The sequence below is a fragment of the Variovorax sp. V93 genome (assembly GCF_041154485.1).
GTDB classification, from domain to species: Bacteria; Pseudomonadota; Gammaproteobacteria; order Burkholderiales; family Burkholderiaceae_C; genus Variovorax; species Variovorax beijingensis_A.
In genome coordinates this window covers 1078889-1102145 of record NZ_AP028670.1, presented here as the reverse complement: position 1 = coordinate 1102145, position 23257 = coordinate 1078889, and the positions used below count along the sequence as shown (strand labels likewise).

Annotated in this window: 26 protein-coding genes and 1 pseudogene; 8 read left to right on the top strand and 19 right to left on the bottom strand. The window is 62.8% G+C overall.

The window, feature by feature from the left end:
• Positions 1–8: 8 nt before the first annotated feature.
• Together ACAM54_RS31240 and ACAM54_RS31235 are read right to left on the bottom strand one after the other, a co-directional pair.
• Positions 9–686 (bottom strand): hypothetical protein, encoded by a 678-nt coding sequence (locus ACAM54_RS31240; RefSeq protein WP_369651143.1) that lies wholly within the window; start codon positions 684–686, stop codon positions 9–11.
• A gap of 185 nt (positions 687–871) precedes the next feature.
• Positions 872–1705, bottom strand: a complete 834-nt coding sequence (locus tag ACAM54_RS31235) for an IclR family transcriptional regulator (RefSeq protein WP_309930995.1) — start codon at positions 1703–1705, stop codon at positions 872–874.
• A 120-nt stretch (positions 1706–1825) separates the two neighbouring features.
• Between ACAM54_RS31235 and ACAM54_RS31230 the strand changes: the two genes are divergently transcribed.
• The 6 genes from ACAM54_RS31230 (at position 1826) to ACAM54_RS31205 (ending at position 7434) form a co-directional block, all read left to right on the top strand.
• Positions 1826–2737 carry a carbohydrate ABC transporter permease gene (locus ACAM54_RS31230; RefSeq protein WP_369651144.1) on the top strand — a complete coding sequence of 304 codons (912 nt, stop codon included), beginning with the start codon at positions 1826–1828 and terminating at the stop codon, positions 2735–2737.
• Positions 2738–2742: 5 nt separating this feature from the next.
• On the top strand, positions 2743–3576 hold the full coding sequence (locus ACAM54_RS31225; protein ID WP_369651145.1) for a carbohydrate ABC transporter permease: 834 nt from the start codon (positions 2743–2745) through the stop codon (positions 3574–3576).
• Between the two features lie 49 nt (positions 3577–3625).
• Positions 3626–4948 carry an ABC transporter substrate-binding protein gene (locus tag ACAM54_RS31220; RefSeq protein WP_369651146.1) on the top strand — a complete coding sequence of 441 codons (1323 nt, stop codon included), beginning with the start codon at positions 3626–3628 and terminating at the stop codon, positions 4946–4948.
• Positions 4945–5802 carry a shikimate dehydrogenase gene (locus ACAM54_RS31215; protein ID WP_369651147.1) on the top strand — a complete coding sequence of 286 codons (858 nt, stop codon included), beginning with the start codon at positions 4945–4947 and terminating at the stop codon, positions 5800–5802. Before ACAM54_RS31220 ends, ACAM54_RS31215 begins: the two co-directional genes overlap by 4 nt.
• 77 nt (positions 5803–5879) lie before the next feature.
• Positions 5880–6899, top strand: coding sequence for a Gfo/Idh/MocA family protein (locus tag ACAM54_RS31210; protein ID WP_369651148.1), 1020 nt, complete (start codon positions 5880–5882; stop codon positions 6897–6899).
• 82 nt (positions 6900–6981) lie between these two features.
• Positions 6982–7434 carry a cupin domain-containing protein gene (locus ACAM54_RS31205; protein ID WP_369651149.1) on the top strand — a complete coding sequence of 151 codons (453 nt, stop codon included), beginning with the start codon at positions 6982–6984 and terminating at the stop codon, positions 7432–7434.
• A 106-nt stretch (positions 7435–7540) separates the two neighbouring features.
• On the opposite strand, the gene ACAM54_RS31200 is transcribed toward ACAM54_RS31205, so the two are convergent.
• The 8 genes from ACAM54_RS31200 to ACAM54_RS31165 form a co-directional block, all read right to left on the bottom strand.
• Entirely contained in the window at positions 7541–8329 is a 789-nt protein-coding gene (locus ACAM54_RS31200) for an enoyl-CoA hydratase/isomerase family protein (RefSeq protein WP_369651150.1), read from the bottom strand.
• Between the two features lie 30 nt (positions 8330–8359).
• Positions 8360–9256: an alpha/beta hydrolase gene (locus ACAM54_RS31195; RefSeq protein WP_369651151.1), complete on the bottom strand. Its 897-nt coding sequence runs from the start codon at positions 9254–9256 to the stop codon at positions 8360–8362.
• Positions 9257–9280: 24 nt separating this feature from the next.
• Positions 9281–9412, bottom strand: coding sequence for a hypothetical protein (locus ACAM54_RS31190; RefSeq protein ID WP_369651152.1), 132 nt, complete (start codon positions 9410–9412; stop codon positions 9281–9283).
• A gap of 1 nt (position 9413) precedes the next feature.
• Positions 9414–10034 carry a flavin reductase family protein gene (locus ACAM54_RS31185; protein WP_145747197.1) on the bottom strand — a complete coding sequence of 207 codons (621 nt, stop codon included), beginning with the start codon at positions 10032–10034 and terminating at the stop codon, positions 9414–9416.
• A gap of 231 nt (positions 10035–10265) precedes the next feature.
• Complete coding sequence (locus tag ACAM54_RS31180) at positions 10266–10679, bottom strand: tautomerase family protein (protein WP_369651153.1); 414 nt, start codon at positions 10677–10679, stop codon at positions 10266–10268.
• A 64-nt stretch (positions 10680–10743) separates the two neighbouring features.
• Entirely contained in the window at positions 10744–11154 is a 411-nt protein-coding gene (locus ACAM54_RS31175) for a hypothetical protein (RefSeq protein ID WP_369651154.1), read from the bottom strand.
• Between the two features lie 46 nt (positions 11155–11200).
• Positions 11201–12094 carry an alpha/beta hydrolase gene (locus ACAM54_RS31170; RefSeq protein WP_369651155.1) on the bottom strand — a complete coding sequence of 298 codons (894 nt, stop codon included), beginning with the start codon at positions 12092–12094 and terminating at the stop codon, positions 11201–11203.
• Between the two features lie 8 nt (positions 12095–12102).
• Positions 12103–13086, bottom strand: a complete 984-nt coding sequence (locus ACAM54_RS31165) for an MBL fold metallo-hydrolase (protein ID WP_209536930.1) — start codon at positions 13084–13086, stop codon at positions 12103–12105.
• An 81-nt stretch (positions 13087–13167) separates the two neighbouring features.
• Between ACAM54_RS31165 and ACAM54_RS31160 the strand changes: the two genes are divergently transcribed.
• Both ACAM54_RS31160 and ACAM54_RS31155 read left to right on the top strand, forming a co-directional pair.
• On the top strand, positions 13168–13674 hold the full coding sequence (locus tag ACAM54_RS31160) for a winged helix-turn-helix transcriptional regulator (protein ID WP_369651156.1): 507 nt from the start codon (positions 13168–13170) through the stop codon (positions 13672–13674).
• A gap of 71 nt (positions 13675–13745) precedes the next feature.
• The gene (locus tag ACAM54_RS31155) at positions 13746–14615 is read left to right on the top strand and encodes a helix-turn-helix domain-containing protein (RefSeq protein WP_369651157.1); all 870 of its coding nucleotides are present in this window, start codon (positions 13746–13748) and stop codon (positions 14613–14615) included.
• Between the two features lie 9 nt (positions 14616–14624).
• Here ACAM54_RS31155 and ACAM54_RS31150 read toward each other — a convergent pair whose 3' ends face one another.
• The 9 genes and pseudogenes from ACAM54_RS31150 to proC all read right to left on the bottom strand — a co-directional run bounded on the left by ACAM54_RS31150 (position 14625) and on the right by proC (position 23255).
• On the bottom strand, positions 14625–15548 hold the full coding sequence (locus tag ACAM54_RS31150) for a 3-keto-5-aminohexanoate cleavage protein (RefSeq protein WP_369651158.1): 924 nt from the start codon (positions 15546–15548) through the stop codon (positions 14625–14627).
• A gap of 32 nt (positions 15549–15580) precedes the next feature.
• Complete coding sequence (locus tag ACAM54_RS31145; protein WP_145747205.1) at positions 15581–16333, bottom strand: SDR family oxidoreductase; 753 nt, start codon at positions 16331–16333, stop codon at positions 15581–15583.
• Positions 16317–17672 (bottom strand): MFS transporter, encoded by a 1356-nt coding sequence (locus ACAM54_RS31140; protein ID WP_369651159.1) that lies wholly within the window; start codon positions 17670–17672, stop codon positions 16317–16319. Before ACAM54_RS31140 ends, ACAM54_RS31145 begins: the two co-directional genes overlap by 17 nt.
• A gap of 61 nt (positions 17673–17733) precedes the next feature.
• Positions 17734–18105 (bottom strand): tautomerase family protein, encoded by a 372-nt coding sequence (locus ACAM54_RS31135; protein WP_093103315.1) that lies wholly within the window; start codon positions 18103–18105, stop codon positions 17734–17736.
• Positions 18106–18265: 160 nt separating this feature from the next.
• A pseudogene (locus ACAM54_RS31130) lies at positions 18266–18519 on the bottom strand (IS3 family transposase); the annotation flags it as partial.
• A 91-nt stretch (positions 18520–18610) separates the two neighbouring features.
• Positions 18611–19579 carry a Bug family tripartite tricarboxylate transporter substrate binding protein gene (locus ACAM54_RS31125; RefSeq protein ID WP_369651160.1) on the bottom strand — a complete coding sequence of 323 codons (969 nt, stop codon included), beginning with the start codon at positions 19577–19579 and terminating at the stop codon, positions 18611–18613.
• Between the two features lie 431 nt (positions 19580–20010).
• Positions 20011–20826: an enoyl-CoA hydratase/isomerase family protein gene (locus ACAM54_RS31120; protein ID WP_369651161.1), complete on the bottom strand. Its 816-nt coding sequence runs from the start codon at positions 20824–20826 to the stop codon at positions 20011–20013.
• Complete coding sequence (locus ACAM54_RS31115) at positions 20823–22037, bottom strand: CaiB/BaiF CoA transferase family protein (protein ID WP_369651162.1); 1215 nt, start codon at positions 22035–22037, stop codon at positions 20823–20825. Before ACAM54_RS31115 ends, ACAM54_RS31120 begins: the two co-directional genes overlap by 4 nt.
• Positions 22038–22439: 402 nt before the next feature.
• A complete protein-coding gene (proC, locus tag ACAM54_RS31110) occupies positions 22440–23255 on the bottom strand; it encodes a pyrroline-5-carboxylate reductase (protein WP_369651163.1) in 816 nt (271 codons plus the stop codon).
• Between the last annotated feature and the right edge of the window lie 2 nt (positions 23256–23257).

The following is a 23257-nucleotide window of genomic DNA, read 5'->3' as shown; positions in this document are numbered from 1 at the left end:
GTGATCCCTCACCCCGCTTGCCAGGCGGTTTTCAGCCTCGTGTATTCATGCAGATAGCGACCCACGGCCGCGTCACGCAGTTCGGTCGCCTGTTGCAACAGCGCAAGGGCCGCGTCAAAGGCGCCGGGATCACAGGCTTCCAGCAACAGCACCCAGCGAGCCGGGGCCTGCAGGTCCTTGCGGTCCTTGCTTTCGGCGGTGCGCTGGCCCGACATGCCGACGTCCGAGCCCAGCAGGTGCGCACCGCTGACGCGCGGCAGCCGCGCAGCGGCTTCCAGCGCCGAACTGAGACGCGGGACCGCGTCGCGCACCGTGTCGTCCGCGATGTCGAAGCGCACGGTCAGCATCGCGCCACCCAAGCCCACACCATGGCTGGCCACCACGCGCGTGAGTGATCGCGTGGTCGTCTGGAAATGGGCGGTGGTCGCACGCGTCCACTCCGTAGGCTCGTTCAAGCGCGACAGGTAATCGCTGCCTTGGATGACCTGGAAGCTCGCGGTTTCATACAGGGTGAAGAACTCCGGCTGCGTCGCTGCATCGGCAGCGCGATAGCGACGGCCCCGCACGAAGCCGGGAATGCCGACGCGCTCGGGCATGTGTTCGTGCAGATGCCAAGCGTAGAACTCTGCGCGCCCGGCCTCGGCGATGTCGTTCCAGATAGCCACTGCACCTTCACCTGCCAGCATGTTCTTGCTCCTTGAATGGGGTGGGCACGGCTTCGCGCAAGCTGGGCGCGACTTGGCCGACCCTTCGGAAACGCAGCGCAGCCGCCCGTGCGGCCGCGCAAGATGGACGCCTGTGAATGAAAGCGGCGCCTGGTGCGGCGCACGCGCAGGACAAGGCTCCGGCGAGCTTCCGGCGGGGAAGGCCTTCAGCCATTGGAGACTTTCAGCGGCGTGATCCCCATCATGGCTTCCATCACCTTGCGGCTCGGCCACAGGTCGGCGATCTCCGCCGCGGTGGCTTGCACGTCGGGCGCGATGGCGGCGATGCGCTCCGGTGGCAGTCGCGCCACCGGGCCGGCCACGCTGACGGTGCCGATGGCGCGGCGGCTTTGCGGATCCACGATGGCGCAGCCCACTGCGCACGTGCCTGGCTCCCCTTCCTCGATGGACGTGCCATAGCCGCGCTCGCGCGTCAGTGCAAGTTCGGCAAGCAGGCTGGCCTCGTCGCGCACGACCGGTCGACCGAACCGCGAAGGCACAACGAAGCCGCGCGCCTTCACCAGGGCCACGGCCTGCGCGTCGTCCAGGGTCGCCAGCCAGGCTTTGCCGGTCGACGTGGCGTGCAACACCACCGGTTGTCCCATGTCCGGGTCGTAACGCAGACCGGAGAGCGCGCCCTGGGCCTTGGCGATCCAGATCAGCGCATCGTCTTCCACCAACGCCAGGCGCACCAGTTCGCCGGTGCGCGCGGCGAGCCGGTCCAGGGAGGGCTGGCAAATCTCCGTGATGCCGGAGGCCGCGAGGAAGCGAAAGCCGATGGCGGCCAGCTTCACGGTCATGCGGTAGCGCTGGCTGTACTCATCCTGCACCGCGAGCCCGCGCCTCACCAAGATGGACAGCAGCCGGTGCACGGCGCTCTTGGGCAGGTCCAGTCGCCGCGCGACCTCGCTGATCGGCAGCCCTTGGGGGTAGTCGGCCAGCAGCGTGAGGATGTCCAGCACGCGCTCGATCATGTCGCCAGTGGCCACGAAGATCTCCATGTATTTAGAACAGGGTTCCAATGTAGCACCCGAACTTGGTCCAGCACCGCGGGATATCCCGCATGGCGCCCTGCAGTCAAGCAACTACATTGGAACGATGTTCTATGAGAGGTCGTTTTCATGAATGCCATTCCCTACGCGGAGGCTGCGGCCGTGGCGCGGGCGGACCCCCGGCCCCCGGGCTTCTGGGCGCGCTTCACCTGGTTCGCGCCAGCCGTCGCCGTGCTGCTCGCCGTCACGCTCTATCCCACGGCCGTGGTGCTGTGGCTGAGCGTCCACCGCACGCGCCTCTATGAAGTGGTGGAAGGCGTGGGCCTGGCGAACTACGTCTCGGTGATCACCTCTCCCGCCTTCCTCGAACTCAGCCTCAACTCCCTGCTGTACGTGTTCGGCGCGCTGGCCGTGGTGCTGCCTCTGGGTCTGGCCAGCGCCCTTGCGCTGCAGAACATTGCGCGCGGCGCTGCGTACGTGCGCACCCTGCTGTTGCTGCCCTGGACGCTGTCCATGGGCGTGGTGGGCTGCTTCTGGCTGTGGCTGCTCAATCCCTCGTACGGGCCCATGAGCTACCTGATGCGGTCCCTGGGCATGGAGCCCGGCCTGATGCTGGGCGATCCTTCGCTGGCGCTCGTGCTCGTCATCCTGGTCACCGCGTGGTGGTCCTTCCCCTACGTGATGGTGATGATGAGCGCCTCGCTGCAAAGCATCCCGGCGGAGCTGTACGAGGCGATCGACATCGACGGAGGCGGCCTGCGCGCGCGCCTGCGCCACGCGGTGTGGCCGCACATCGCGCCCACGCTGGGCAGCACCGCGCTGGCGCTGGGCATCCTCTATCTCACGCTCATCACGCTGATCCTGGTGCTTACCGGCGGCGGGCCGCTGGGCTCGACCGCCACCTGGAGCTTCGAAGTGTTCTCCAGCGCCTTCCGCTCGGTGGACCTGTCGCCCTCGTCGGTCATCTCCGTCGTGGTGCTCGCGGTCAATCTCTTCCTTGGCTACCTCTACACGCGGCTCACCGGCCGCGTCTCGGGCTGAACATCATGCATATCCGTCGTTCCGAAAAAATGCTGTCCTGGGCGGTGCTGGCCGCCCTGGTCCTGGTCGTGCTGATCCCGCTGTCCTGGGCGGTATTCACCTCGCTCAAGAGCGAGGCCAGCGTCATGGCCTACCCGCCCACCTTCCTCCCTACCGAGCCCAGCCTCTCGGCGTACAAGGCGGTGTTCCGGAACGAGACCTTCGGCTCCGACCTGTTCAACTCGGTGCTGTACGCGGTCGGTGCGGTCGCGCTGGCGGTCCTGCTGTCCGCGCCCGCCGGCTACGCGGCTTCACGCTTCGAGTTCCGCGGCAAGCGCACCGTGATGCTGCTGATCCTGTCCACGTCCATGATCCCCGGCGTTGCGCTGCTGGTGCCGACCTACTTCCTGCTGGACGCGCTGGGGCTGCTGAACAATGCTGCAGTCATCATCGTGGTGCAGGCCGCGCGCCTGGTGCCGCAGACGGTCTGGTTCATGCAGAACTTCGTGGACGCCGTGCCGCGCGAGCTGGACGAGGCCACTCAGGTGGACGGCGCCAATCACTGGCAAACCTTCACCAAGGTCATCCTGCCGCTGGTGCGGCCCGGCATCGCCGCAAGTGCCGTCATCGGCATGGTCACGACCTGGAACGACTACATCACCGTGGCCGCGTTCGCGCCCGAGGTCGCGCACCGCACGCTGCAGGTGGCCCTGGTCAACCAGGTGTTCGACAGCATCGGCATCACCTGGTCGTACGTCATGGCCTACGCCGTGGTGTCCTCGCTTCCCATCGTCGCCATCTTCGTGCTCGCGCAGCGATGGTTCATCAGCGGCCTGACCGCCGGCGCCGTCAAAGGCTAGTCCACCCCATGCGCACTTCCAACATGCGCACTCAAACCAGGAGACCCACATGAACGAGCAGAAACCAGCAAGCATGAACGAAGACAAATCCGCGCCCCGCACGAGCCGGCGCGTCTTCCTGGGTGGCATGGCCGCGGTGCTGGGCGCACCCGCGGGCCGGGCCTTCGCGCAGACCACCGAGACCATCGCCTACGACACCTTTCTCGACCCGGCCAATACCAAAGACCCGCGTGCGGCGGCGCAGACGCAGATGATCGCGGCTTTCGAGGCCAGCCAGCCGCGCGTGAAGGTGCGCGTGGTGGTGGACCCCGCCGGGCAAAACGGCGTGCGCGCGGCGCGCGCCAAGTCGGACAGCCCCGACGTGATCCGCGTGAACAACTTCCAGATGCCGGAGTTCGTGGCCACCGGCTCGGTGCTGGCCATCGACGAGCTGATCGCGCGCGACAAGGTGGACACCACGGACTGGCTGATCGGGATGGACCAGACGCGCGTCAACGGCAAGATCTGGGGCTTGCAGCAGGACTATCGCATCCCGATCTTCGTCTACCGCAAGAGCAAGTTCGACGAGGCGAAGATTGCGACGCCGCCGCGCACGTATGGGGAAGTGAGCGCGCTCGGCCCGTTGCTGACCAGGCAGAACCAGATGGCCTACGGCGTCCCTATCGGCCTGAGCGGCGGGATCGGCGGCGCGCAGGCGTTCATGGAGTTCATCGTGAGCTCCATCGTTGCGGGCAACAGCGATCCGTTCTTCGCACCCAGCGGCCGCGAGATCGGCTTCAGCGACAAGCGGCTGCTGCTGGCCGCCACCATCGTCAAGGACCTGTTCCAGAAAAAGGCGGCGACACCCGTAAGCCTGCAGTTCGCGTACAACGAGCTCCAGGATGGGATGCGGGCGGGCACGGTGGCATCCGCCACCTTCGGGCTGTACCGCTACCGCGGCCTGAAGGCCGCCGTGGCCGACGACCTGGCCTGGGCACCGGCCCCTTCGGTGGAGCCCGACGACAAGCACGCGGTGTACGGTTTCCAGATGTGCATCAACCGCCATTCGCCGCGCCAGGGCGGTGCATGGGAGTTCGTCAAGTTCATGGCCAGCCCGGCCGCTCAGGCGATCGCCGCGCGGGGCGGCGAAGTGGTGGCGCGCGCCAGCGCCTACAAGGACCCGTACTTCAAGACGCCGGAAGCCGAGGACCAACTGGGCTGGAAGGCGCTCGTGGAAAAACGCGGCCGCATGGTGAACTACTCCATCATCCAGTCGACCTTCAACCAGATCTGCGGCGAAGCCTTCCAGCGCATGATCCTGCGTGATCTGGCGCCTGCAGCCGTAGCGCTCGAGGTGCGCACCCGCTATACCGAAGCGCTGGCCAAAGCATGATGCCGCATGTCACAGGAACAACCCGGCTCTACGGGCTGGTGGGCGATCCGCTGACGACAGCCAAGTCGCCCGAATTATTGAACAGGCTCTTTTCCGAACAGCGCGCAGACGCGGTGTGCGTCCCGTTTGTGGTCAAGGACGATGACCTGCCCGCGTTCGTCACCGGCGCACGAGCGTTGGGCAATCTCTCCGGCGTGCTGGTCACGATGCCTCACAAGCAACGGATGCTGGCTTTTGTCGACGAGCTGCATCCGACTGCCCGCCAGGTCGGCGCACTCAACGTCATCCGTTGCGATAAGGATGGGCGCTGGGTCGGCGCCATCTTCGATGGTCTCGGTTGCGTGCTCGGCATGCAGTGGGAGGGGAACCATCCGGCGAACAAGTCAGTTCTTCTTGTCGGCGCCGGAGGTGCGGGCAGAGCTATCGCATTTGCAGTCGCTTCCGCAGGAGCCCGGGCGTTGACCATTTTCGATGTCGACGAGCGCCGCGCCGACGAACTTGCCACCTCCGTCGCCGCCGCAACCGGCTGCAGCACACATTCCGGCCCACCCGATCCAGACGGATTCGAGATCGTCATCAATGCCACGCCGCTCGGCATGAACGCGAACGATCCCATACCCGTGGATCCCGAGCGGCTGGAGCCCGGCAGCATCGTCGTAGACATCGTCAATGCGCCCGAGCCGACGCCGCTTTGCCGCGCCGCCCATGCGCGCGGTTGCCGCACCCAAGGCGGACGCCCCATGCATGAAGGACAGGCATTGCACGCCCTGCGTTTTCTTGGATTCGATTACCGACCTGACGGGAAGTCACTGCCAGACGCGCCCGAAACCACGCAGTTGTGGCCATCTCAATGAAAGGAAGATGTCATGAATAGGCTTTGCAGGGTTGCCGCTGCATTCCGTGCGGCTCGCTGCGCGAGAGGAGAACACGCATGAAAGTTGCTTTGCTGGAAGCCAGCCATTGGCATGTCCCGCTCTATCTCGATGCGCTCGAGGCGCCCGGGATCGAGGTGGTTGCCGTTTCCGATTCGGAGCAAGTGAAAGGGCAAGCGATCGCAACGCGATTCGGAAGCAGGCTGTACTCGTCGCCCTATGAGCTGCTCGAGCGCGAGGAAGTCGATTTCGCGTTTGTGTTCGGTCGGCATTCCGAAATGCCAACGCTCGCGGAGGCGGCGATCGCGCGGCGAATTCCATTTGCGCTGGAGAAGCCCTGCGGCGTCAACATGTCACAGGTGACCCGGCTGCGGAAACTGACCGAGGAAGCCGATCTTTATTGCGCGGTACCGCTCATCTTTCGCATGAGCGACCTGCTCAGTGCGCTCCACGGTGCCGAGGGTCGCATCCCTTCGGACTTCAACTACATGTCCTTCCGGTTCATCGTTGGTCCGCCTGGCCGTTACGAAGCCGCAGGCGCAGGCTGGGCGCTCGATCCCGCATTTTCCGGTGGCGGATCCACGATCAATGTCGCGACGCACTTCATCGACCTCTTCAGATTGCTGACCGGCAAGGAAGTCACGCGCGTCTCAGCGACCATGAACGCTCGGACGCACCGAGGTGAGGTTGAAGACTATTCGTTGCTGACGATGCAAACCGAAGATGGCGTGATCGGACTCGTGGAGACCGGATACAGCTTCCCCAGCACGCCGGACGAGCAGCGCGAATTCTCGTTCACCCTTTCATCCGATCGCATGTACGCGAAATCGGGCCCCGACCGGATCGAGTTCCGCGACCGAAGCAATCTTGCCGCTGGCACACGGAGTCTGCGCCTCGAGTTGGACACCGACGCCTACTACCCCCTGTTCGTCAAGCGGGTCCTTGCTGAATCTCGCACAGGTGCAAAGCCGATTGCGTCATTGCGCGACGCCGAGGCAATGATGCAGATCATGGACGCGGCCTACGCTTCGGCCCGGCAAGGGGGCGCGCTCCAGACTCTGGCGCCGATCGCTGTGTGATCCGACCCACCGCCCATCGCACCTAAGCCAGCGCCGTGCATCTCGACAGCACTCGCTGACCAATCAACTGAAAGGAAATCCGATGAGCAAGACTGCGCGATACCAAGGTCCCTTGCCGCTCGATCAGGCGAAATCCAAATTTGTTCTCACCACTCTGGAGGACAACCGCTTTCATCGCGATGGTCCCCGCGCCAACGTCGAGTACCGGGATCTCGGAATGGCGGAGGCTTCGGGGGGACGCATCAGCGCCAAGCACATCCGCGCTGTCCAGCCGTTCGGCAAGGAGACCGGCTGGCATTGGCACGACATGACGGCGCACTTCGTGTACGTGCTGAAAGGCTGGGTCGAATTCAGGTTTGACGGCATGCCGGAACCGGTGACCGTCGTTGCCGGCTCCTGCCTCAGTCAGCCCGCCGGCGTGGCGCACAACGTCATTCGCCAGTCTGACGACCTCGAGCTGATAGAGATCAACACGCCCGCGGATTATGTGACGGTCGAATGTTCTGGCTTGCCAAGCGCACGCACTGCTTCGTAGCCGCGGATGGGCTCGGCGTAGGACGCCGGAAATGGGTGCTTGGGTACGTTAGAGTGGTTCAGAACGGCGTGCACGTTCCGCTCCTTGGCAAGGCTTGCGTGGCGGATCAACGGCCCTTGAATTCGAGCAGCGGGCGCGGCGTGCCGGCCTTCAGGGCCTTGATGGCCGAAGCAAGCCCGTCCTTCGCGTCTTCTGTCTCGAACAAGGGCATGGCAACGTTGAACATCACATCGTCGGCCGCCTGGACACCGCCGTTGGCCCAGGTGCGCAGCAAGGCCTTGTGCGCGGCGTGGGCGCGTGTCGGGCCGTGCACGAACTTCGCGGCGAAGGCATGCGCCTCTGCAAGCAGCTCGGCATCGGCGACGACGCGGTTGATCACGCCGAAGCGCTCCATCGTTGCGGCGGGGACGCGCTCGGAAGTCAGTGCCCATTCCATGGCGCGTGCGCGTCCTGCGCGTTCGGCGACGCGGTAGATGCCGCCCAGCAGGGTCACCAAGGCAAGCGACTGTTCCGGATGGCAGAACGTTGCACTTTCGGCGGCAAAGATGACATCCGCGCGCAACGCCAGCTCGAAACCACCGCCGGCGCACAAGCCGTGCACCACCGCGATGACAGGCAAGGGCAGGCGTTCGAAGCGATTGAAGACGTCCATGTAACCCTCGAAGCGCGCACGCAACTGGCGGGGGGTGTCGTCGGGCCAGGGCATGATGTCGCCGCCAAAGCTGAAGTTTTCGCCTTCGGCACGCACCAGCACGACGCGCGCGTCACTGCGTTCGATCGCGTTGAGCGCCGTGGCCAGCTCGTCAACCATCTGGTCGTCGATGCGGTTTTGCGGCGAGCGGTCGAGAATGATCGTGGCAATGCCATGCTCGATGGCATGGGTGAGATGAGACATGTCGGGCTCCTGTGTTGTCGTAAGTTGCGGTTATGCGAGGTGTTCCTTGAACCAGTCCAGCGCGGCGGCACTGGATTGATCGAATCTGGTGATGTACGGATCGAAGTGACCACCGGGGATCGTCACGAGGCGCTTCGGCTCAAGGGCGCGCTCGTAGGCGGCCAGCTCGAGATCGGTCAGCGTGATCGTGTCCTGCAGCGCGACGATCATCAGCAGCGGCGTGGGAGACACGCGCGCAATCCACGCGCCCGGTTCGTACATGCGCGCGGCGCGCGTCGAGCGCACCGTGACGCTGTTCTCCCAGGCGCCCTCCGGCACGGGCTGCAGATAGAACTCGATGGCGTCCTTGGCGCGGTATGAAGCAGGGACGGCCGGATCGGCGCTGACAATCGTCTGCCGGCGCGGCGGCTCGCCGCGTGCCTGCGCGCGTTCGTCCGCCGAGAAGGCCTCCTCAATGGCGGCGACGGCGTCGGGCGGAATGCGGCGCAGTCCTTGCTCGAAGCCGCTGATCGTCGGCACCTGCGTGACGACCGCGCGCAAGCGGCGTTCGGTTGCGCCAAGCACGAGCGCGTGGCCGCCGGAATAGCTCGTGCCCCACAAGCCGATGCGCTTCGCGTCGACGACGTCCTGGTGTTCGAGGAAGCTGATCGCGCGCCGCCAATCGGCGATCTGACGCCATGGGTCGATATCCTGTCGCGGCGTGCCGTCGCTAGCGCCGAAGTTGCGGTGATCGTGCAGGAGGACGACAAAGCCGTTGGAGGCGAATTTCTCGGCGAATCGCTCCAGGCCGTGCTCCTTCACGCCGGCATAGCCATGTGCCATGGTGATGGCGGGATGGGGACCGGTGCCGCTGGTGGGCACATAGAGCCAGCCGCGCAGCGTGACGCCGCCCTCGGCTTCGAATGCGATATCGGTACGGTGAAACATGGGAGTTCTCCTTGTAGAAAGATGTCAGGCGACGCCGTAAAAGTGACTGGCATCGACCTTGCCTTGCAGACGGCGGCCGAGTTCCGCGGAAAATTTCCGGACGCCATCAAGCGGCCGGCGATGAATCGCTGCCTGCACGATTTCGCTCGACGTCAAGTCAATCACCCGGTCGCTCAAGCGTGAAGAGCTGCCCCGCGCCGATTTCGAAGTAGTCGGCCGGCCCACCGCCGCGCAGGATCGGGCGCGCCCGCGCAGTCTGGTACACGCCGTCCTTGATCAGCTGCCGGTCAATGTGGATCGCTACTGCTTCGCCCAACACCAGCCACGCCGGGAGCGCCGCGCCGTCCTGCGCCTCAAGCTGCACGATCTGGGTGACCACGCACTCGAACTGCACCGGACTAGCCGCAACGCGCGATGGCCGCACCCTGGCAGCAGGCAGCGTCTCCAGCTTGGCCAACTCGAACTCGTCGACGTGTGCTGGCACAATCGCCGCGGAGGCGTTCATCGCCTCGGCGAGTTCACGCGTCGCCAGATTCCATACGAACTCGCCGGTGTCACGCGCATTGGCGAGCGAGTCCTTCGCACCAAGCGAGCAAAAGCCGACGATCGGCGGCTTGTAGCTGAACAGGTTGAAGAAGCTGTAGGGCGCAAGGTTGCGCACGCCGTCGTTAGAGACTGTGCTGATCCAGCCGATCGGTCGCGGAGCGACGATGGCGTTGAGCGGATCGTGACGCAGGGAATGCCCCTGCGCCGGTTCGTAGAAATGCCAGTCGGTCATAGCTTTACTTCTTTTGGGGCGGGCGCAAGGAATGCAGGCTCCAACGCCTCCGGCTCGGTGCGCGTCCCCGGCACCAGGGCCGGAGTGGCGGCTGTATTCATTCCGACACCCGTCCAGAGAATGGTGTCGGATCGAAGCCAGATGAGGCCCACGCCGGAGAAACGAACGAGACATCCGTTTCAAGTCAATTTCGGTGCCCCGCTTCCAAGGAACAGGGCAGCTTCGTGTTTCTTACTTATTTACCCAAGGCATAGAGAGGTCGATGTCGGAGACCAGCTTTCCACCGCCGAAGCTCATGTTCTCCAAGGGAATGGCATACATCATCAGACTGATATCGTCCTGGCCGACGCCAACCTTTTCTACTGCGTATCGGGTGACCAACTCCGCGAGCTTGCGTTTTTGCCCCACCGTCCTGCTCGTACCGGCCGTCACCGTTACGATGATGGCCTTGTCGGATCTCTTCAGGTTAGGAAAAGTCGGATGGATGAAGAATTCATCGTCCTTGTGCTCACTGATGATGACGAAACGGTCATCCATGGGCGTATCCATGGCTTCATGAAGAGCGAGATTCAAGGCATCCGCCAAAGCCCGTTTCTCTTCGCTAGAGAACTTTTGAGCCGGAATGTGGGCGTGAAACATTGGCATGAGTGTTTCCTCGGTCGTGTTGTTGAGGTTGCTTGAGGCAATGAAGTTGGGCTGTTTTCCCCCCTCAGCCAAAGAAGTCCTGACCAAGTGTTCCTGCGAGCCGCTCCTTGAGGCCAGACGAGAACTCACGAACGACGGGAAACGGGCTTTGGAAGAGCTTGATGTTGTTGATGAGGCCAGACTCGTTCCGAGTGAGTATGGTGACGCCGGCGATCGGCTTGCCACCGTGGATGGCCTCCCACTCAAGGTATGTCTTCCCACCGTCGACCGTCTCCGCAGTGAACACGAAGTGTTCGTACATCGTGCTCGTCGCGGCAAAGAACGCCCCGATGAGTGTCGGGCCGACCATGGCCTTGCTGAGGGGTGAGGTCTGAAGGCTGGCGTCAGCGGTGAACGATGCCGCGAACTCGCTCGTTCCTTTCTTCTTGACGATTTGCATCCATGCCGTTCCCGGCGGGTTGGTGTCAGTAGTCATTACGATCTCCAATCTAGTGTCTACGTTTTGGTTGAGGGCACGCGTGCTACTTCTCGAGGTGCCCGACGAGAAACTCGCCGGCTCTCTGCAGCGCGTCGTGGGCCTGAGGCAAAGAGCCTGTCTGGATGTGCCAGACGTGCAGCATCTCCGGCCAGACCTCAAGGTGCGACTCGCCGCCGGCCGCGCGCACCTTTCGGTCAATTTCAAGCGCGTCATCGAGAAGTACCTCGTCGCTTCCGACATGGATGAGCAGTGGAGGAAAACCGTGCATGTCGGCGAACACGGGTGAGATGCGCGGATCCTTCAAATCGTGGTTGCCGGCGTAAGCCTCGACCATCTCCCGCATCGCACTCGCGTTGACCATGGGGTCGCGGTCGGCCAACTGCGTCAACGAGGGCAGCGTCAGCGTTAAGTCTGCCCATGGGCTGATCAGCAGCGCTGCTCGCGCGTCCTTGTGGCCCTTCGAGGACGCGTAGGCAAGAACGTTGAGAACCATGCCACCGCCACTGGAGTCTCCTGTCACGGCGAACGGCTTGCCAAGTGCACGCAGTGCTTCGTAGCCGCGGATGGACTCGTCGTAGGAGGCCGGAAATGGGTGTTCTGGTGCCTTGGCGTGGTCCAGAACGATGACCTGGGACTTTGCCGCTCGAGACAGCTCTCCGAGCATCCCCAGATGCGAGGCAGGAGAGCCAGCCACCCAGCCACCACCGTGGAAATGGTAGATGACACGGTCTTTGGATGCGCCGGGAGCCGTGATCGCTACCGCGGCCACGCCACCGAGTTCGGTCGGCTCCACGGCCAGGTCAGCCGCCGGCGGGTTTGCCTGTGGAATTGCCTCCATGCCAACGCGGAGCGTCTCGATGGTTTGTTCGGGATGCGCAATGTTGAAGGCGAACATCGCATCGCGGAGCTTGCGGACGGAAGATGAATCGTAGGTCATGGTTCATCTCACTTCAGGTTGAGGAAGGTCGCCGGGACCCAGTCGTATCCAGCGCCGGTGTCGGCCTTGCGAACGCGGCCCAGGCCAGGGAACGGCATGTGGGCGGCGGCGATCATCGTCTTGTCCGCAGCAAGCTTCACCAGAAGGTCTTCACGAGTCTTGATGGCCATCGGGCCGTCCGAGTCGAAGGCGATGCCGATTTCCGGGTGCGGCATCTGGACGGCGAGGACGTGAGCGGTGTCACCCCAGACCAGCAGCGACTGACCCTTTGAGGAAATCATGTAGCCGGTGTGACCGGGCGTATGGCCGGGAATGGCATGCGGCGCGATGCCGGGGACGATTTCGTCCATGCCTTCGTACGGCTTCCACTTGCCGGCAGCGATGTAAGGCGCGGCGGCATCCTGTGCCACCTTGAAGAAGATTTTTGCGTCTTCCGGGGCCTTGGCCGTGATTTCCTTCGACAGCCAGAAGTCGGCGTCGGCCTTCTTCATCATCACGGTCGCGTTCGGGAAGACGCGTTTCCCGTTTTTGTAGATCCCGCCAACATGGTCGGCGTGAAGATGGGTCACCAGCACCAGGTCAACCTGCTCCGGCTTGTAGCCGGAGGCCTTCAAGTTCTGCACGAGCTTGCCCAGCGTCGGGCCGCCCCAGTGGCCGCCAGCACCCGTATCGATGAGAACGAGCTTGGAGCCGGTATTGACGAGGTAGCCTTGGACGGTGGCCGAGACATTCTTGGGATCGTTTTGGAAGGAGCGCGCCAGGAGGGACTGGATGAGCGCCGGATCGCCATGCAGGAGGCTGGAGTCAATGCCGGCGCCGCCGTCATGGAGCGCGGTGACTTCATAGTCGCCAATCATCGCGCGATAGAAGCCCGGTACCTGCTTGTGCTGCAGCGGCGCTGCAGCTTGGGCCGGCGCTACCGCAACGAAGGTGCCAGCGAATGCCAGCGACACCGCGAGCACGGCACGCGAAGTGATGGTGAAGAATTTCATAGTGTTTCCTAACGATCTGCCAAGATCTCTACGGCACTTGCATTGTGCAAGTGGTTGAATGGTACGCCTACAACTTGCATAATGCAAGTAGAAATTTTGGAGAGAGCTTTGTCGCAAACAAGACGATCGGGCTGCCCGATCAACCTGACGCTTGAGCAGATCGGCGACCGCTGGAGCCTGATCGTTATCCGCGATGTCATGTTCGAGAACAGGCGCAGCTATGGCGCTCTGCTTGAGCAAAACAAGGAAGGCATCGCCTCGAACATCCTCGCAAGCCGGCTGAAGCACTTGACCGCGTCTGGCCTGATGACACGATCTTCGGATCCGAATCATCAGCAGAAAGGCATCTACAGCCTCACGGAAGCGGCCATACAGCTTGTACCTCTGCTCGCATGCATGGCTGCCTGGGGCCTTCGGCATACGCATCCGGAGGCGTCTTTGCGCTCGGAGTTGCTGGAAAAGGGCGGCCCTTCGCTTTGGAGTGCCTTGATGGATGAACTACGTTACCTGCATCTCGGTGCACCGCGTCCGACGCGCTCAGTATTGGGCGAGTTCCGGACCGACCACGAGACGGCGATCGCCAATTAGCACCGATCTTTGCGTCATGACATTGATCGTGTAGTGCAAAGCCATCCACGCCACAATGCCGGAGGTAAGCAATGCATGGTCATCTGGACTCACAAACCGAGTACCGAGAGGTTGGAGGTGAACTCGTCTCCGGCACCATTGCTGACTCGCGCACCACACATGTTGAAGTCCTCGCGCGCCGAGCCACCGGGCCCATCTCCTGGCGTTTCCGTCAACCGCGGCTTGCGCTGTTCTGGTTTCGCAGCGGCCTCAAAGAGCTGCATCTGGAACTTGACGGGCGCCGCATCGACTCGGAGATCAGAAGGGGAACAAACCTGACGCTGCTCCCGGCCTCGACCTCCGTCGTAGGCGAGTTCGAGGTTGCCCCCTCGTTCGACTACACGGTAGCCTTCCTCGACCCGGCCGTCGCATCCGACGCCGGCTGTCATTTCAATCGGCCCCTGATTGGCTTCGGCAGCGAAGATTTGCAACGTAGCCTTTCAACGCTTTGCCGTGAGGCGCGCAATGCAGACAGCCTTTACGGGTTGTTCGCGGAGGGCTGGGCAATGCAGGCGCTCGCTCTTCTGGCGCGAATTGACGGCAGTCAGGCAGCCACCGTCCGTCCGAGCGGTGGACTTGCCCCCAGCAGCTTCCGGCGCATAGTCGACTACATCGAGGCCGACTTGTCCAGGCCCTTCACGATCGAGGACTTGGCGCGAGTTGCCGGTGTCAGTCCCCGGCATTTCATCCGGGTTTTTCGCGAGAGTTCCGGGCAGACACCCCTACGCTTTGTTTACAGTCTGCGTCTCGAGCGGGCTAAGGAGTTCCTTCTGGATCCCCGTCGCACCGCAACTGAAATCGCGCTGGACTGCGGCTTCAGTCACGCTCAACACTTCAGCACCGCATTCAAGCAGGCAACTGGCATGACGCCGTCCGAATTCCGCAGGGCTGCAACACACTGATGCGTCGCCTCAGAAGTTGACTTGCCCAATGCCCTTCAATTTCAGGATCTCCCTTGCCTCTTTCGGGCTGGCGACTTCGAGACCGAGCCCTTCGATAATCTGTCGCACCTGCCGCACCTGCGCTGCGTTGCTCTCGGCCAGCGTGCCGCGTCCCAGCCACAGGCTGTCCTCCAATCCAACGCGCACATTGCCACCCATACTGGCAGACATTGCTGCGAGGCGAAGCTGATCCTTGCCAGCTCCCAAAACCGACCAGCGATAGTCATTGCCGAACAGCCGGTCGGCCGTCCGCTTCATGTGCAACACGTCTTCCGGGTGCGTGCCGATACCGCCCAGGATGCCGAACACCGTCTGAACAAAGAACGGCGCCTTCACCAGACCGCGCTCGACGAAGTGCGCCAGGTTGTACAGGTGGCTCACGTCGTAGCACTCGAATTCGAAGCGCGTGTCGTTGGCAGAACATTCGGCCAGGGCGTATTCAATATCCTTGAAGGTGTTGCGGAAAATCAGGTCTCGACTGGCTTCGAGCGCTTCGCGCTCCCAGGCATGTTCGAATTCCCTGAACCGCGCCAACATCGGGAACAGCGCGAAGTTCATGGAGCCCATGTTGAGCGAGGCCACCTCGGGCGCAAAGCGTATTGACGGCTGAATGCGCTCTTCGATCGTCATGTAAGGCGAGCCGCCGCTGGTGATGTTCATCACCGCATCGGTGCGTGCCTTGATCTGCGGCAGGAATCGGCCGAATGCCTCGGGGCTCTGATCCGGCTTGCCCGTGATCGGATCGCGTGCGTGAAGGTGAATGATTGCCGCGCCCGCCTCGGCGGCGCCGACAGAGGCTTCGATGATCTCTTCCGGTGTGACCGGCAGATAGGGTGACATCGAGGGCGTATGAATTGCACCCGTGACAGCGCAGGTGATGATGACTTTGCTCATGACATGATCTGCTTCTCTCGCTTGCTGCGTACTCAGATCTGGGCTTTGCCGCCGTCCACGAACAACTCAATGCCGTTGACAAAGCTCGAATCGTCGGAGGCGAGAAAGACTGCCGCTTTCGCAATTTCGTCCGGTTCGCCGACGCGGCCCATCGGGATCCGCGTGGCCATAGCATCGAGCATTCCCTGTTGCCGTGCGGCGTCGGGCCCGGCCAGGTCAAAGAAGCCTGGTGTCTTGGTCGGCCCAGGGCTGAGCGTGTTGACCCGGATGCCGCGGCCTTTTAGATCGAGAATCCAATTGCGGGCGAATGAGCGTACGGCGGCCTTTGAGGCGGCGTAGACACTGAATGCTTCGGTGCCACCGCTGGCGGCGGTGGAGCCAGTCAGGATGACTGATGCGCCGTCCGCCAGCAACGGCAGCGCCTTCTGTACAGTAAACAGCACGCCTTTGACGTTACGGCCAAACGTGTCGTCATACTGCTCCTCTGTAATGGTCCCGAGCGGCAGCCGCGAGCCGCCGCCGGCATTGACGAACAATACGTCGATCCGACCCTTATCCCGCCTCACCCGATCGAACAGCGTGTCGAGTTCGGCCATGTTCGATGAGTCGACCCGGATGCCGACAGCGTCACCGATCGCGGAGACCGCAGCGTCGAGTTCGGCTTGTCGGCGACCGGTGATAACGACGTGGGCTCCTTCACTAGCGAACCGCTTGGCGGTAGCGAGCCCGATTCCCGTGGATCCACCAGTAACGATTGCGATCTTGCCTTCAAGTTTGCGAGACATGGAATCTTCCTTGGTTGGTTGTAGGTCGGAGCGTGTCCGACGATTTGTGATTGATCAGTGCAACCGCGACACCTCCGATCGCGGCGGCCAGTGCAATGGCAAGAAAGTTGTGCGCCAGCGGCAACTCCATGGAGACCAAAAGGCCGATCGCGATGGGCGCTGCGATGGCGCCGATGCGCCCGACTCCCGAGGCGAAACCAAGGCCCGTCGAACGGATCGACGTCGGGTAGAACTGCCCGGCATACGCGTAAAGGAGAATCTGGGTGCCCAGCGTCGATGCGCCCACGATGGCAACGATCAGGAACAGCGGCTGCGCGCCGTAGCCGAGGAAAGTCAGCGAGACCGCGGCAACCGCGAAGAACGCCGCCGTCACCCATTTGATGTTCAGCTTGTCGGCGAGCCAACCGCCACCGACGGCGCCGACGACTGCACCTGTGTTGTAGGCGAGCAGGAAGTTCAGTGCCGAACCCAGGCTATAGCCGGCCATGCCCATCAGCTTGACCAGCCACGAAGAGAGCGCATAGAGCATGAACAGGCAGGTCATAAAGGCGATCCACAACATCACCGAACTGAAGCCGCGGCCGTCCAGGAATAGCCTGGCTACGCTCGAACCTTCGGCCTTGTCCCCGGCAGGAACGAGGAACTCCTCGTGCGGCTCGAACCGAATGTCCGGCCGGATCTTCCGGACCACTTCGCGCAGACGCGCGTCGTCGTGCTGCTTGATCAGGAACGGCAGCGACTCAGGCATGTACTTCAGGATGAACGGGACCAGCACCACTGGGGCCCCTGCGGCGATGAACACCGATTGCCAGCCGTAGGTCTCGATGAATTGCTTGCCGAGCAGCGCGGCGAGCATGCTGCCGAGCGCGTAGCCGCAGCACATCAGTGTGACCATCAGGCCGCGCACCTTCTTCGGTGAATACTCGGTCATCTGCGCGGCCGCAGTCGGGATCGCGCCGCCGATGCCGAGCCCGGCGAGGAAGCGCATCACGCTGAAGGTGATCGGGTCGCTGGTGAACCCGGCGGCGGCGGTGAACACGCTGAACATGAACATACAGATCGCGATCGCCCAGCGGCGGCCGATCCTGTCGGCAAGGGCGCCGAGCCCGATCGCACCGAATATCATGCCGAACAGCGCCGAACTGGCCATGAAGCCCGCAGTCGCTGCGTCGACATTCATCGCCTTCATGATTGACGGAAGCGCGGTGCCGGCGACCGCCAGGTCGTAGCCATCGAGGACCAGGATGACGGAACACCAGAGCAGTACGGACCGGTGAAAGCTGTTGAACTTCGCCTCGTCGGCCAGTTTGTGAACATCTATCGGGCGGGGTGATTTCATTGACTTGTCTCCTTTGATTTTTGGCACGACGTTCAGGTGCGGCGCTACAGCCGCACCACCCTCAGACGCGAGGGGCTTCGGGCAGGCGTTCACCGCCGCGCACGACGTACTTGGCGGGATACAGTGCGACGAGAACCTCGACCTCGTCCTCGGATGCGCCGGTGCATGCGCTCCAGATCGCGCTCACCTTTTTGGCCAGCGACAGCACGGCGCCGTCGCTGCGCCCGTCACGTATGTGGCAGAAGATCAGCGTTTCGGAGGTGGGCTCTCCAGAACGGTAGGTGTTCTCGGGCGTGGCTTCATGGAATACGACGCTGATCAGGTCGAGCGGCGAAAGGATGATTTCCCTGATCGCGCTCGTGATTTCGGTGGCGATCTTGGCCTTGACGCCGGGTTGAATTCCGACCTTGCATTCGCAAACAATGACGGGCATGTTGTGTCTCCGTGAAGATGGGTTGCTGAGGCCCCCAGTCTCTCGGAACGTCGCCCTTGGTGATTGCAGCGCAGCGCCAACCTTGCTTCGAAGTGCCACCGCATGGATCTCCGGCTGGTAAGGCTTGCGCATGCGTGAAAGACATCGCCGGCGGCGTCCAGATGGACCCGCTGAGGATCAGACCATCGAAGCAGTCGATGACGGGCGACAGGTATACCTGCCGGCCGGGATCTAGAACTCAGTGATGTCGGTGAGCCACTTCTCGTTTGGCGCTGCGGCGTGGAAGTCGCGATTGATGAGGTTCTCGGGCGCTGGACCGATCTCCCGCAGATATGAGCCGTACCGACGCCGCTTGGGCTTGGCGACGATCAGGCTCTCTTGCTTCATCAACCGCTGCACAACCTTCTCGGAGATCGGCGTTCGAGTTGCAGATGCCGGATGTCACGCTGCAGCGATTCGAGTTGTCGCTCCAGCTCGGCCAGTTCCGGTACCAGGCCGGAACGCGTCAGTTGTCGATTCGGATGTTCTTGGCCTTGATGAGGCTGGTCCAGCGCGCTTCTTCGTCACTCAGGAACCGTGAGAACTGGGCGGCAGATTGCGGCGTGATCACCATCGTGCGATCGCGCAGCTCTTTCAGCACGGCAGGGTCCTGCAGAACTGCCAGAATCTCCTTGGCCAAGTGGTCCTTGATGGCCGCCGGCGTGTTTGCGGGAGCCATGAAGCCGTACCAGACTGCAACATCGATTGGCAGGCCCTGCTCGGCAAGCGTCGGGAATTCCGGGTACGCGTCCATCCGCTTGGCCGACGTCACACCGAGCACCTTCACCTTCCCTGCCTTGGCCAGGTCTGCGGCGGTTTGGGTCCCCATGAACATGAGGTCGACCTGCCCGCTGAGGAGTTGCGTCAGCGCGGGGGCGGATCCGGGAAACGGAACGTGCAGCAGTTGCACGTTCGCGGACTGCTCAATCAACGCAGTAGCCACATGCGCAGTGCTCCCGATACCCCAGGTCGCAACCGAGACCGCTCCAGGCTTTTCCTTCGCCAGCCGAACGAAGTCGGACACCGTGCTCGCTTTCGAGCTTGGGTTGGCAACGAGCGCAAACGGCACGACGCCCATGAACGCCACTGCGTCGAAGTCCTTGGCGGTGTACGCGATGTTCTTGTAGATCAATGGGTTCAGCACGTTCGTTTCCGGCAGCGCAAACAGCAACGTGTACCCATCAGGTTGCGAACGAGCCACCAGGGTAGCGCCAATGATCCCGGTGGCGCCCGGCTTGTTATCGACCAGGACCGGCTGCTTGAGCCTGGTAGTCAGCCTATCGGCCATGAGGCGGGCAACTGCGTCGGTGTGAGCTCCAGGAGACCAAGGCACGACAAGCCTGATGGGCCGCTGTGGAAAGTTGTCGGTCTGTGCAGATACCGGCAGCAGGAAGGCAGCCAAGACGGCGCCCAGTGCGAGATTGCGAAGAGACATGGTTGGTTCCCCAGGAATGACCTGGCCACTCTAGTTGTGCAGCCCGCCCCCCGCGCAAACCACTTCGCTCGGATATGGGGGGCCAGTTCGCGCACGCTGAAGGACTTAGAGGATTCTTGGTCCAATGCGCCGTCGCTTACGCCATGCCAGGCTTCTTTCGGGCCCAGAGTTCGGCTGCACGCGAGTGCGAAATCCCGTTGCTCATGCGATCGAAAAGTTTGACGACGCGCGCCCCAATCAAGCCGACCTCGACCATCACATCTGCATCGTTGCCGGTATTTCGATAGGCGTGAGCCGCCGAACGCTGAACCGCGCTGGGTGTGACGGTGCACGGAGTCCGTCCGGGTTCGTCGCGAAGATCAAGCGTTCGTGCGAGGATTCTTCAGGCAGCCCGAACAGTGAGATGGAAGCGGCAGAAGCGAGAGGTGCAATCAGGAGCTGGATCGTTGGCAATGTTGGGGTCTGATTCCTTCGACCGGACCATGCTCGTGCTTCTGCGAGTGTGAGCGGACCTCCAATCGCGCCGCATGCGCGACCTCTTGCATTCCGGCACCAGCTGCCAATGCCTCGTGAAAACCGGCGTCGGTGACCGCAGCAAATCGCGCCTTCATGATGGAGAACGCGCTCTGCGGTTTCTCTGCCAATGATGACGCGCAGGAGATGGCCTTCGAGAGCAGATCGTTCGGCTCGACTCTTTCTGAGACGAGTCCATATTTGGTGCACTGTTCGGCTGACAGGCGCGCGCCGCTCAGCACAATCTGATGTGCAAGTGCCGGCGGCAGGAAGAGCCCGAGCAACCACGGCCCGAGTGCCGTCACCAGGCCGTGGTCAATCTCGGGAAAACCGAACTCGAAATCAGGTATGGCGAGACGTGCGTCCGACAAGAGCGCCAGCGCCACGCCGCCCCCGAGGGCCAGGCCGTTGAGCGCAGTGACCAGGGGTTTGGAGAAGGCGCGCAGGTCACGGTAGAGGTCACCAATCTCCAGCATGACCGCACTCGCCGCAGATGGAGAAAGCGCCAGTAGTTCCTTGATGTCGTGCCCGGCACAAAACGCCCTGCCGCTGGCTGTCAGCACAAGAGCCGATATGCCGCCATCGCGCTGCGCTTCGCCGAGCGTTTGGCGCAGTTCTTCCCGCATCGTTCGGTTGATGGCGTTGAGAGCCTTGGGACGGTTCAGACAAACCACGAGCACCCCGTCGCAACGGTGAAGTGCAAGTGTAGAGCGCTGCCGAAACTGCGAACTCATATGACTTGTTTCGCACGCAGATCAGCGAGTTCCAGCTCGCCCAATCCAAGCAGGCGAGTCAGGATTTCGTCTGTCGCCTCCCCTAGCGCGGGGCCGGAGGTTGAGACCCGACCGGGTGTGCGCGAAAGCTTAGGCACGGGAGCCTGCATCGTGATCGTTCCGCCGGAACCGTCCGGGCGCGTGACGAAGTTCTCGCGAGCCGCGACGTGCGGGTGCCGCGCAAGCTCCCCCACGTCCAGTATCGGCGCGCATGGAACGTCTGCGTTCTGGAGCAACCGGATCACGGTGTCGCGGTCATGCGATCCAACCCAAGCGCGGACGATACTTTCGATCTCGGTTCTATGCTCGACGCGCATCGCGTTGGTCGAGAATTGGGAGCCGGGCTGTGCCAAATGGGGCAAGTTCATTGCGCAGGCAAGACGCGCAAACATCTTCTCATCGGGAATTCCTATCGTGACGAAACGGCCGTCAGCACATTCATAGTTGGCCGTTGGTGCGACAGTGGCAACTTGCGATCCGAAGCGTTGGCGAATGAAGCCGGTCCGATCGAAGACGGCAAAGGCCTCATCCATCGTCCTCAACATGGGTTCATAGAGTGCCAAATCGACGAACTGTCCCTGCCCCGACCGCTCTCGCTCCAAGAGGGCCAGGAGAAGGCCGAGCGCACCGTAGACACCCGCGACGTAGTCAGCGAGGGAGGTCGGCCCCGGATTCGCGGGGGGCCGATCCGGCTCACCGCTGATGGACATGACTCCGCTGAATGCATGCGCGATGCGCGCAAGCCCAACCTGCTCCCTGAGCGGCCCGTCCTGGCCGAATGCGGAAAGCCGAAGCATCACCAGACGCGGGTTGGCAGCGTGAAGGGTTTCCCAGGACAACCCCCATCTCTCAAAGGTGCCGGGGCGGAAATTCTCCACGACGACATCGGCTTGCTTTGCGAGTGCAATGAACAAGTCTCGCCCTTCGGGCTTGCCGAGATCGATGGTGACCGACCGCTTGTTGCGGTTCTCGTTGAGCCACTGCATGGAGGCCCCGGGATCAGTCCCCTTCGTTCCGAAGCGCCGCAGCGGATCCCCGGAGCGCGGGTGTTCGATCTTGATCACTTGAGCGCCGAACTCCGAGAGGATCGCCGCGCTCAACGGCGCCGCAATGTAGGTGGCCGCATCGAGAACGAGAACACCCTCCAAGACAGAGGCGTTAGGCAATGACATACGTTGTGGGTTTCGAAGAGATCGCCACCTCGCGATCTTTTGATCGGAGTGCCAATCACTCTGGCGCGGGTTGAGCTTAGGCTGGCAATTCGCAGACCTACTAGCCACTTATGGCTTTCGGACGGTGCCACTTTGCGAGACGGCATCTGCGGGCGATGCACCTCTTGAAGCACCCGACCGGTTCTTTCGCGTCTTGCGTCCGGCAACGAGGTGGTTGGCAACAACCAGTCTGGTCCAGACGCCGTTGCTTGACGTTGCGGGAGCGCCCATCGCGTCCGGCTGGAGCGCATCGAAAGCCAGTGACACGGCGGACCGGTCTTCCAGTGCGGTCCCCACCGCCTTCATGAGCGTGATCTCGCCTGCGTTCGCCGGCCCTGACGCCGTCCGCGACAGATCGCCTCGTCACCCCTGTGCCACTTGATCGCCTAGTTCGCGTGCGCGATCCGCCGCTGCTTTCACCGCCTCAGCCAATGCGCCCTTGCAATTGCGTGCATGCAGAACTTCCAGCGCCGCCTCCGTCGTTCCGCCCTTGGAGGTGACCCGGCGGCGTAGCTCCGCGAACGATTCAGGGCTGGCGCCTGCCTGCTGCACTGCGCCGCCCACAACCCAGAGCGCCAGATCATGCGCCATCCGGGGCGAGAAGCCGAGCTCCTCACCGGCCGATTGGAGGCTTTCGAGGAAGTGAAACACGTACGCCGGCCCACTGCCGCTGACCGCAGTGACGCCGTCCATTTCTGCGTCGGTGTTCACCCAGAATGTTCGGCCGATCCCTCCCAACAGGCGCTCGAGCAGGCGGCGCTCCGATTCGTCCACACCCGAGGCTGCCTGCAGCGCCGTCACGCCCGCCCGGACGAAGGCAGGCGTATTCGGCATGGCGCGCACGACGCGCCCGGACCGCAGCCATGTTGCCAACTCGGAGAGCCGCACTCCCGCAGCGACGCTCAGGTGCAGGACATCGAGGCCGGGAGGCAGTGCCTTCTCCGCCGCCGAGCGAAGCACCTGTGGCTTTACCGCCCAGACGATCAAGTCCACGCCATCGAGATTGCCATCCGGCGTGTCAGCAACTCGCACGCCATGGGCTTCCTGCACTCGCTTCAACTGTTGGACATCGGGGTCGATGACGAGAACTTCGTGCGGAGGCACCCCCAACTGCAGCAGACCCGAAACCATCGCTTGGGCCATGTTGCCGCCACCCACGAACGCAATTTGATAGTGCATAT

Bases quoted from the DNA above. Each gene is read 5' to 3' on its own strand.
- ACAM54_RS31125 (WP_369651160.1), bottom strand. From the start codon at position 19,579: ATGTCTCTTCGCAATCTCGCACTGGGCGCCGTCTTGGCTGCCTTCCTG.
- ACAM54_RS31215 (WP_369651147.1), top strand. From the start codon at position 4,945: ATGATGCCGCATGTCACAGGAACAACCCGGCTCTACGGGCTGGTGGGC.
- ACAM54_RS31140 (WP_369651159.1), bottom strand. From the start codon at position 17,672: ATGAAATCACCCCGCCCGATAGATGTTCACAAACTGGCCGACGAGGCG.
- ACAM54_RS31165 (WP_209536930.1), bottom strand. From the start codon at position 13,086: ATGAAATTCTTCACCATCACTTCGCGTGCCGTGCTCGCGGTGTCGCTG.
- ACAM54_RS31135 (WP_093103315.1), bottom strand. From the start codon at position 18,105: ATGCCCGTCATTGTTTGCGAATGCAAGGTCGGAATTCAACCCGGCGTC.
- ACAM54_RS31230 (WP_369651144.1), top strand. From the start codon at position 1,826: ATGAATGCCATTCCCTACGCGGAGGCTGCGGCCGTGGCGCGGGCGGAC.
- ACAM54_RS31240 (WP_369651143.1), bottom strand. From the start codon at position 686: ATGCTGGCAGGTGAAGGTGCAGTGGCTATCTGGAACGACATCGCCGAG.
- ACAM54_RS31115 (WP_369651162.1), bottom strand. From the start codon at position 22,037: ATGTCATTGCCTAACGCCTCTGTCTTGGAGGGTGTTCTCGTTCTCGAT.
- ACAM54_RS31220 (WP_369651146.1), top strand. From the start codon at position 3,626: ATGAACGAGCAGAAACCAGCAAGCATGAACGAAGACAAATCCGCGCCC.
- ACAM54_RS31160 (WP_369651156.1), top strand. From the start codon at position 13,168: ATGCAAGTAGAAATTTTGGAGAGAGCTTTGTCGCAAACAAGACGATCG.
- ACAM54_RS31150 (WP_369651158.1), bottom strand. From the start codon at position 15,548: ATGAGCAAAGTCATCATCACCTGCGCTGTCACGGGTGCAATTCATACG.
- ACAM54_RS31175 (WP_369651154.1), bottom strand. From the start codon at position 11,154: ATGACTACTGACACCAACCCGCCGGGAACGGCATGGATGCAAATCGTC.
- ACAM54_RS31155 (WP_369651157.1), top strand. From the start codon at position 13,746: ATGCATGGTCATCTGGACTCACAAACCGAGTACCGAGAGGTTGGAGGT.
- ACAM54_RS31200 (WP_369651150.1), bottom strand. From the start codon at position 8,329: ATGTCTCATCTCACCCATGCCATCGAGCATGGCATTGCCACGATCATT.
- ACAM54_RS31195 (WP_369651151.1), bottom strand. From the start codon at position 9,256: ATGTTTCACCGTACCGATATCGCATTCGAAGCCGAGGGCGGCGTCACG.
- ACAM54_RS31120 (WP_369651161.1), bottom strand. From the start codon at position 20,826: ATGAGTTCGCAGTTTCGGCAGCGCTCTACACTTGCACTTCACCGTTGC.
- ACAM54_RS31185 (WP_145747197.1), bottom strand. From the start codon at position 10,034: ATGACCGACTGGCATTTCTACGAACCGGCGCAGGGGCATTCCCTGCGT.
- ACAM54_RS31145 (WP_145747205.1), bottom strand. From the start codon at position 16,333: ATGTCTCGCAAACTTGAAGGCAAGATCGCAATCGTTACTGGTGGATCC.
- ACAM54_RS31180 (WP_369651153.1), bottom strand. From the start codon at position 10,679: ATGCCAATGTTTCACGCCCACATTCCGGCTCAAAAGTTCTCTAGCGAA.
- ACAM54_RS31170 (WP_369651155.1), bottom strand. From the start codon at position 12,094: ATGACCTACGATTCATCTTCCGTCCGCAAGCTCCGCGATGCGATGTTC.
- ACAM54_RS31225 (WP_369651145.1), top strand. From the start codon at position 2,743: ATGCATATCCGTCGTTCCGAAAAAATGCTGTCCTGGGCGGTGCTGGCC.
- ACAM54_RS31205 (WP_369651149.1), top strand. From the start codon at position 6,982: ATGAGCAAGACTGCGCGATACCAAGGTCCCTTGCCGCTCGATCAGGCG.
- ACAM54_RS31210 (WP_369651148.1), top strand. From the start codon at position 5,880: ATGAAAGTTGCTTTGCTGGAAGCCAGCCATTGGCATGTCCCGCTCTAT.
- proC (WP_369651163.1), bottom strand. From the start codon at position 23,255: ATGCACTATCAAATTGCGTTCGTGGGTGGCGGCAACATGGCCCAAGCG.
- ACAM54_RS31235 (WP_309930995.1), bottom strand. From the start codon at position 1,705: ATGGAGATCTTCGTGGCCACTGGCGACATGATCGAGCGCGTGCTGGAC.